We start from the raw sequence: 7,664 nt of genomic DNA, 5'->3' as shown, positions 1-7,664 counted from the left end.
CGGGGGCTGGGCCGTCACCGGGCCCAGACGACCCCGCCCAGGTCGTGGCGGCCCGCGCGCAGGGCGCTGGTCCCGACCGCGTCCGCGTCCGCGCGCAGCGCCTCGACCAGGTCCCAGCGGCCGGGGCCCGGGCCGTGCGGGACGACCAGCAGCTCGCCGGGGGCGCGGCGCGGGTCCGCCGGGTCGGCCACGCGGACCGGGCCGGTGTGGTTGAGACGCCGCACGACCTCGTCGGCCAGGCGCGCGCGGGCCGTCTGTGCGGCGGCCCGCAGGGTGGCCGTCCCGCCGGGGTCGAGCGCGCGGTTCCACCGGCTCGGGTTCTCCCGGCCCGCCGCCAGCGCCCGGCCCATGGCCGTGCGCTGCGGCTTGCCGGTGGCGGTTGCGGTGAACGCGCCGAACGCCAGGGCGGCGGGGCGGAGCGGGCCGTTCTCGGCGATGGCGCGGGCGGCGGCGATGGTGCCCGCGTCGGTGTCGGCGGTGACGAGGCCGATCTCGTGGCCGAGGGTGTCGTCCGGCACCGGGACGGCGGCGAACCGGCCGGGCAGCCCCGCCTCGCGCCAGGTCCGCTCCACCTCCAGCGGGTAGTGCTTCTCGCCGCCGCGCTCGATGCGCTCGCTGCGGCGGCCGGTGAGCACGAGCAGGTCGCCGCGCCGCGCGCCGAGGTCGCCGGTGCGCAGCCAGCCGTCCGGGGTGAGCGCGGCGGCGGTGGCCTCCTGGTCCTCCCAGTAGCCGCGCATCCGGTCCGCGGAGCGGATCCAGACCTCGCCTGCCTCCAGCCGCAGCTCGGTGCCGGGCAGCGGGGCTCCGACCGGCGGGTGGTGGTCGAGGTACTCCGCCGCCCAGCGCTCCGGGCCGGGGTGCGGTGTGGTGAAGGAGAAGTTGACCAGCTCGGTCAGCCCGTAGCCCTGGCGCAGCCTCGGCCCGTAGCGCGCGTGGAAGCGGCGGGCGAGGTCGGCGGTGAGCGGGGCGGCGGCGGTGATGAGGTAGTCCAGGCTCTCGGGCCACGGCGGCGCGGAGTCGAGCAGGTCGGGCAGCATCGCCGGGACGATCGAGGCCGTGCGCACCTCCTTGGCGCGCAGGTCGGCGAAGTAGGCGGCGGGGTCGAACCCGGGGTGCAGGACCAGCGGCGTGCCGGTGGTGTGCGTGCCCACCAGGGACATGACCAGCGCGTTGCAGTGGTAGAGCGGCAGGCAGGTCGCGTGTGGACGGTCGGGCGCGAAACCGTGCAAGGCCGCTGTTTTGGCGGCGTTGCCCAGCACCGCGGCCCTGGGCAGCATCACGCCCTTGGGAACACCCGTCGAACCAGAGGTGAACATGATCAGCGCGAGGCCGTCCGCGTCGGGGTGCTCGTGCGGCAGGCCGGTGGTCTCGACGCCGCCCGGGGTGATCACGGCGGAGGCGCGCACGCGGCGCACGACCTCGGCGACGCGTGAGGGCGGGGTGCGCGGGTCGAGCGGGACGGCGACCAGCTCGCGGTCGAGGCAGCCGAGCAGCAGCTCGGCCAGCCGGTCGCCGCTGGGCAGCGCGAGGACGACGCGGGCGCCTGCGGGCAGGTCGGCCGGTGGGGACACGGTCGACTCCTCCGGATTCCGCGCGGGCGTCGGGGAAACGCGGCCGGCGCATTCGGGGTACACGGGGACACAATGGGGGAATAGCCGGGAATGAAACGGGATGGCGCTGGTGCCGTACCAGCCGAGCGGTCGAGGGAAAGCCTGGCGCACCACCGACCGAACCGCCCCACCTCCCGAGTGGACGCTGCCGACACCGACAACGTCGATAGTACATATCCGGCAAATCAGACGCTACCCAGTATCTGGATTGGTGAGACACTCACCACCGACTTCCCAGCTCACAGCGCTTCCCATCGACCTGGGCCGGCCCCGGCGCGCGTCCTCGACCCGGGACCGGACAAGATCATCCTCGCCGGTGCCGCCCGCCCGGATGGACCACGACGGCGGTCCGGCAAATCGATGTCGGGCTATTACCGGAACATCACACCCGACCGCTAGGTTGAAGTCTGGTCCGACGCCACCGCACCCCGCGCCACGAGCAGTGAGGACGATGCCGGAACCCGCCGCACCGCATTCCCCGTACCCCCCGACCCGTTCCGGGAATCGGCGTCGATTCCGCCGCGCCCCCACCCGCACCCTCGTCCCGCTGGGCGGCCGCGCCCGGGAAGGAGTCCCCGCATGAGCGTCCCGCTGCTGCTCAGCGCACCCACGTCGGCCGAACTGGTGGCCCAGGCGGAATCGCTGTCCGGCGACCTGCCCGCCCTGGGGCGAGCCCTCGCCGCGCGCGCCCGCCCCGAGCACCGGTTCCGCACGGTCCTGCTCGCGCACGGGCCCGACGACCTGGCCGCCGCGCCCGCCGCCGCCGCCGCGTGCGCGCCCCTGCCCGAACCCGGTCCCGTGGCGTTCCTGTTCTCCGGGCAGAGCAGCCAGCGCGTCGGCATGGGCGCCCGACTCGGCCTGGAGTTCCCGCAGGTCGACGCGGCGGTGGCGCGGGTGTGCGCGCGGGTCGACCCGATGCTCCCCACCCCGCTGCGGTCGGTCGTCGCGGGCGCCGCCGAGGGCCTCGACGACTGCGCGTTCGCCCAGCCCTCGTTGCTGGGCCTGGGGATCGGCCTGTTCGAGCTGCTCACGACAGCCGGGCTGCGGCCGGACGTGGTGACCGGGCACTCCTTCGGCGAGTACGTCGCCGCCACCGCCGCCGGGGTGTGGTCGCTGGAGGACGCGGCGGCCGTCGTCACCAGCCGGGGGTTGCTGCTCGACGCGCTGCCGCCCGGCGGCGGGATGATCGCCATCGAGGCCCCGGAGGACGTCGTCGCCCCCGCCCTGGCAGGCACGGCGGCGTCGGTGTCGGCCGTGCACGACACGTCGTCGGTCGCGATCGCCGGGCCGCTGGAGGAGATCACCGCCATCTCCGACCGCTTCGCCGCGCGCGGCGTGCGCACCAGCCGCGTCGGCGTCGGCAACGCCTACCACTCCCCCGCCGTCGACCCGGCCATGCCCGCCCTGGCCGCCGCCATCGCCGCGGTCCCCGGCCGCCCCGCCGCGATCCACCTGGTCGGCAACTCCACCGGCGACCTCGTCCCACCCGGCGACGCCGCGACCCCCGACCACTGGACCCGGCACTGCCGCCTGCCGGTCCGCTGGTCCTCCATCATGGACACCCTCCAGGCCCGGGGCGTCGGCACGTACGTCGAGGTCGGCCCCAGCGGCGTGCTCAGCAGGCTGGCGGCCCGCTGCCTCCCCGCCGACGAGCAGGACCGGGTGGTCCCCGCCCTGCAGGCCGAACCGGACGAGACCACCGCCTTCCTGACCGCGCTGGCGCGGTTGGACGCGCGCGGCCACCGGATCGACTGGCAGGCGGTCTTCGCCGCGTCGACGAGCCTGCGGGCGTAACTCGACATCCCCGAGTCGCTTCAGCCGGCCGCCCTTCATCGGGTGGCCATGACCGACGTTGAGGGCCCAACCTACGAATACAGGTTGTGGTGTACCCCCGAACACCAGCTTGCCGAGGCCGTCGGCAGATGGTTCGACGACATGTGCACCTGGGTGGAGGTGGTGACCGGCCAGGACCTCGCCCCCCGTCACCGCGTTCACGACGTGGAGCCGGTCGGTGCCGGGCTCACATTCATCGAGCCGCCCGACGACGAGGCTCTGCGCCTCACGCTCACCACACCTCGTGTTCTGCCACTTCACGCGCAGCAATGGGCTGGCATTCTCGGGTTCGTTCGTGATGGCAAGAAGCCGCCCCTCAACGAGATGTTGAGCCGTGACGCGCGAGCGGCGCACAGCCGCAACGCCAGTCGGCGCGTGATCATCGATGCCGCCACTGCGCTGGAGATCGTCTTCGGTCGGCACGTCCGTGAAAGCGCCGATCAACTGCCTGAGAAGCCCGGATGAGTCGTGGGTGTTGGTGGAGCCGTTGGTCCCGGGGTTCGCTGTCCGTCCGCAGGGTGGTGGGACCGCGCCGGTGGGTGATCGGGCGGTGTTCACCGCGATCGTGTTCGTGCTGACCAGTGGGTGTGCGTGGCGGATGTTGCCGTCGTCGTTCGGGGTGACGGTGCCGACCGCGCACCGCCGGTTCACCGACTGGACGAAGGCCGGTTCGTTGGGGCAGATTCACCGGGCGGTCCTCGACGAACCCGGGACGGCCGGGTTGATCGACTGGTGCCGGGCTGTTGTCGACGCGGCGACGGTCCGGGCGAAAGAAGGGGATCGCTGACCGGCCCGAATGCGGTCGACCGGGCCAAGAGGAGGTCGAAGATCCACGTCCTGACCGACCGGGCCGGGTTGCCCCTGGTCGTCGAGGTGTCCGCGGCCAACCTCAACGACCATCTCGCCCGGCGAACCCTGGTCCGGGCGGTCCCGGCGGTGCGCCGGCGAGGCGGCAGCCGCCGGTTCCGCCCGGACAAGCTCCACGCGGACAAGGCCTACGACGTGAAAGAACTGCGTCGATGGCTCATCGACCGCGGCGTCATGGTCCGCATCAGCCGCCGCGACATCGACACCTCCGACAAACTCGGCAGGTACCGCTGGGTCGTCGAACGCACCCTCGCCTGGCTCACCAACGGATACCGACGCCTCAGCGCCCGCTGGGAGCGCCACGCCCGCAACTGCCCCGGCTTCGCCACATTCACCTGTTTCAAGAAACCACCCACATGAGACACACCCCTGGCGTTCGTGTTGCGTCACTCGCGAAACCGCCCTCGGCAGAGGATCGCGCGTGCCCGCCCTCCGCCGGCCGACGCGAAGCGCGCTCTGGACGCGGCGCGACGCGCGGCCGAGCGGACCGGGCCGGAGCCGGTCGCCTAGGCGGGCTTGCCTGCCGACACCACGAACAGCGCGGGCACCGCGAGGAACGTGCCGTCCGCGCCCCGCCGCCGCGCCTCGGCGGTCAGCGCCTCGGCCTCGGCCGCGGTGATCGCCCCGGTCTGCTGCGCGATGGCCAGCCCCGGCCCCGGGTACAGCGGCCACACCACCTCCGGGTCGGTGTGCACCGGCGAGTACGGCTGGACCTCGACATCGACGAAGCCCGCCGCGCGCAGCGTGTCGGCCGCGCGCACGCCGGAGCGGCCGTTGGCCAGGTTGTCCGACGACGCGGCCAGCACGGCGCGAGCGGCGCGCGGGTGGTCGGTGGCCACCGACATCGCGTCGGAGTCCAGGTCGACGAGCACGACCCGGCCGCCGGGGCGCAGCACCCGGTACGCCTCGGCGGCGGCGCGGTCGGGGTCGTCGAGGTGGATGTAGACGCGCTCGGAGTGGTACCAGTCGAGCTCCCCGTCGCCCGCGGGCAGCGCGTAGGCGTCGCCGACGCGGAAGTCGTGCCCCGGGTTGAGGCGCTCGGCCTCGGCCACCATCGCCGCGCTCAGGTCGACCCCGAAGGCCGTCAGCCCGCGCGCGGTCAACTGCGCCACGACGGTGCCCCGCCCCGACCCCACATCCACCCCGCGGCCCGACCCCAGCCGGGCGTAGCTCAGCTCGCGCAGCCGCACCGTCTGCGGCATCGCGTCCAGCCGCTGCAAGAGGTCGACGAACACGGCCGGGTCCGCCGCCTGGTCGACATCGGTGAACTCGGCCAGGTTCTCGTAGGTGTTCTCCATGTCGCCAGTCAACACCAAACCAGACTTATCGGGCGCTTCCCACCCTGGGACGCACCCGGGCGGCCGCCTCCTCCACCGTGCAGCGCACCGTCCCGGTCTGCTCACCGGCGCACCACCGCGCTGTGCTCGCGCCACAGCCGCAGCCCCCGGCGCAGCAGCGGCGGCACCGCCTTGCGCGACTCGGCCACGTCCCCGGCGAACCGGCGGGCGAACGTCCGGGCCGCGCTGGGCGCGAGCACCAGCGCCTCACCCAGCACTCGGCCCGCTCGCTGTCGGGCACGATCCGGTCGGCGAACAGCCCCTCGGCCACGAACACCGGCGACCCGCCCCGCGACAGCGGGCTCGACCCGACCCCGCGGTCGACGCCCGTACTCGTGGACCGGCACCTCAGCGGCGCCGGTATCCGTTGGTGAGCCAGGCGAGGGTGCGTTCGACGACCCAGCGGTACCTGCCGACCCGCAGACCGCCTCGGGCGACACGTCCCGAGCCCCTTTTCCCGACAGTCGACCCATCCACAGTGTTCGCTGACCACACAACAACACGTAAGCCGCAATACGCGAGGCGATCGCCACCCGCTGCTCAGCCACCGTCTCCACCGGCGCAGCCCGATGACGCAGCAACCCACCCCCCTCCTCCAGGAACCCCTCCTCATCGAAATCGAACAGTGGGTCCACCCCGTCACCGCTCCGGCGCGGACGAAGCCACCTCTCAGCCCGGGCACCAAATTCCAATCAGCTCACCACTGTCCACTCATCGCACATACACAGTCGATATCAGCCCCGACACGCCGAGCAGGAGCAGTGGCGCCAATCAAGAGTGCGCAACCCTTCCGAAGAGCCCGAGCGGGACCCCACCCAGCACCGAATTGCTCGACAGCCGGAGCGTGCGAGCGACGCCGCCGCCGAGCAACGCCGCCGAAGGCTCTGCGGGCTGGCACGCCCGAGCGCCACCGCAGGAGCTGAAGCGTCGAGCATCGTCACATCCGGCCCGACCTCCGTCCGCGTTGGGCGTCCGACTGCCCGACCTGAGGCTTGATCGCGTCGTGTGCAGCACCCCGCGAGAGCGACCTGCCATTGCCTGCCGGCCCGGTCCCCGGCCCGGCCCGCCGAACGACGGGAGTCCACCGGGTACACGGCCCCGGTGCGCGGGACCGCCAGGACAGCGGCGGCTTGGGCGGCGCTCAGCCCGTCCGTCGTCTCAGCCGCCGCGGCGGACGGGGTGACCAGACAGACGCCTGCGACGCCCGCGCCGAGCGCGGCGGTGAACTGCCTCCGGTTGGTGGTCATGGCTTTCCTGCACGGTCGTGCGGTCCAGGGGCGAACGTGTAGGGGTGGTTGCGGCTGGCAGTGGGCAGCGGGCCGGTGAACGCCTCGGCGTCCAACGCGATCCCGAGCTGCGCCGCCACCGCCGCCGCAGCCCGGCTGAACGCCTTGCCGTACGGCAGCGGTGCGGCGAAGTCGAGCACGCCCGCGGCGTCGAGCGCGGGGTCGAGGTGGTGCGGGTCGGTCCCTTCCCGTGTGTCGTGGCCCTCCCCGAGGGTGGTCGTGACAAGAGCACCACCGGGGCCGGTCAACTTCAGCACGGGTGGTGTGGTCTCGAAGAAGAACATCGTCACGACATCGTGCTCGCGGGCCAGGTCGAGCTCGATCTGGTCGAGGTAGCCCTTGGCCTGCGAGACCTCAGCGGCCATCGTCCACCCACCCAGCTCGGCGACGCGAACCCAGAACGGCGGGACGTGCAGGCCGGGGAGACCGTGCTCGCGCAGCGCCTGCCGCAGGGTCCAGTCGACGGCCGTCGCCGGGTCGAGGTCGAAAGCGCGCAGCACGCGTTCACGGCTCGCCCCCTTGGCGAAGGTCAAGCACCCCCCGAAATCGAGCAGTGGTCCCAGCCAGTTCCAGTCAGCAAGCGCCTGCGCCCCGGTCATCGCGACTCCCTCGTCGTCGTGGTCAGCCCACCTCGACCCAGCAGGGGTCGAAGTCGATCAAGCGGTTCGATCGGACCAGGTTGCCCAAGCTGCCGCCCACGCTGGAGTTCAGCTTGAATGGGGTGTGGCCGC

7 protein-coding genes and 1 pseudogene are annotated in these 7,664 nt (G+C 73.2%); 3 read left to right on the top strand and 5 right to left on the bottom strand.

Annotation, left to right across the window (positions count from 1 at the left end; all coding sequences use genetic code 11):
- Window positions 1–14 precede the first annotated feature (14 nt).
- Window positions 15–1,571, bottom strand: a complete 1,557-nt coding sequence (locus UO65_RS26850; protein ID WP_052021827.1) for a class I adenylate-forming enzyme family protein — start codon at window positions 1,569–1,571, stop codon at window positions 15–17.
- 618 nt (window positions 1,572–2,189) lie between these two features.
- On the opposite strand from UO65_RS26850, the gene UO65_RS26845 reads away from it, so the two are divergent.
- The 3 genes from UO65_RS26845 to UO65_RS26830 all read left to right on the top strand — a co-directional run bounded on the left by UO65_RS26845 (window position 2,190) and on the right by UO65_RS26830 (window position 4,670).
- Window positions 2,190–3,404, top strand: coding sequence for an acyltransferase domain-containing protein (locus tag UO65_RS26845; RefSeq protein WP_035287818.1), 1,215 nt, complete (start codon window positions 2,190–2,192; stop codon window positions 3,402–3,404).
- Between the two features lie 48 nt (window positions 3,405–3,452).
- Entirely contained in the window at window positions 3,453–3,908 is a 456-nt protein-coding gene (locus tag UO65_RS26840) for a hypothetical protein (protein ID WP_052021826.1), read from the top strand.
- Window positions 3,871–4,670, top strand: a protein-coding gene (locus UO65_RS26830; RefSeq protein WP_411431378.1) for an IS5 family transposase whose coding sequence is annotated in 2 segments (ribosomal slippage) — window positions 3,871–4,212 and window positions 4,215–4,670 — 798 coding nt in all. Because the reading frame shifts where the segments join, the coding sequence is not laid out codon by codon here. Before UO65_RS26840 ends, UO65_RS26830 begins: the two co-directional genes overlap by 38 nt.
- Before the next feature lie 146 nt (window positions 4,671–4,816).
- On the opposite strand, the gene UO65_RS26825 is transcribed toward UO65_RS26830, so the two are convergent.
- The 4 genes and pseudogenes from UO65_RS26825 to UO65_RS26815 form a co-directional block, all read right to left on the bottom strand.
- Window positions 4,817–5,608, bottom strand: a complete 792-nt coding sequence (locus UO65_RS26825) for a methyltransferase domain-containing protein (RefSeq protein WP_052021825.1) — start codon at window positions 5,606–5,608, stop codon at window positions 4,817–4,819.
- Window positions 5,609–5,709: 101 nt separating this feature from the next.
- On the bottom strand, window positions 5,710–5,865 hold the full coding sequence (locus tag UO65_RS37010) for a hypothetical protein (protein WP_161784520.1): 156 nt from the start codon (window positions 5,863–5,865) through the stop codon (window positions 5,710–5,712).
- Window positions 5,866–6,001: 136 nt separating this feature from the next.
- Window positions 6,002–6,088: pseudogene (locus tag UO65_RS39070) on the bottom strand (IS5/IS1182 family transposase); the annotation flags it as partial.
- Between the two features lie 802 nt (window positions 6,089–6,890).
- Window positions 6,891–7,532 (bottom strand): DUF6461 domain-containing protein, encoded by a 642-nt coding sequence (locus UO65_RS26815; protein WP_152551945.1) that lies wholly within the window; start codon window positions 7,530–7,532, stop codon window positions 6,891–6,893.
- Between the last annotated feature and the right edge of the window lie 132 nt (window positions 7,533–7,664).

It is taken from the genome of Actinokineospora spheciospongiae (assembly GCF_000564855.1).
Classification (GTDB): domain Bacteria; phylum Actinomycetota; class Actinomycetes; order Mycobacteriales; family Pseudonocardiaceae; genus Actinokineospora; species Actinokineospora spheciospongiae.
This window is presented reverse-complemented; position numbering and strand designations above follow the sequence as displayed.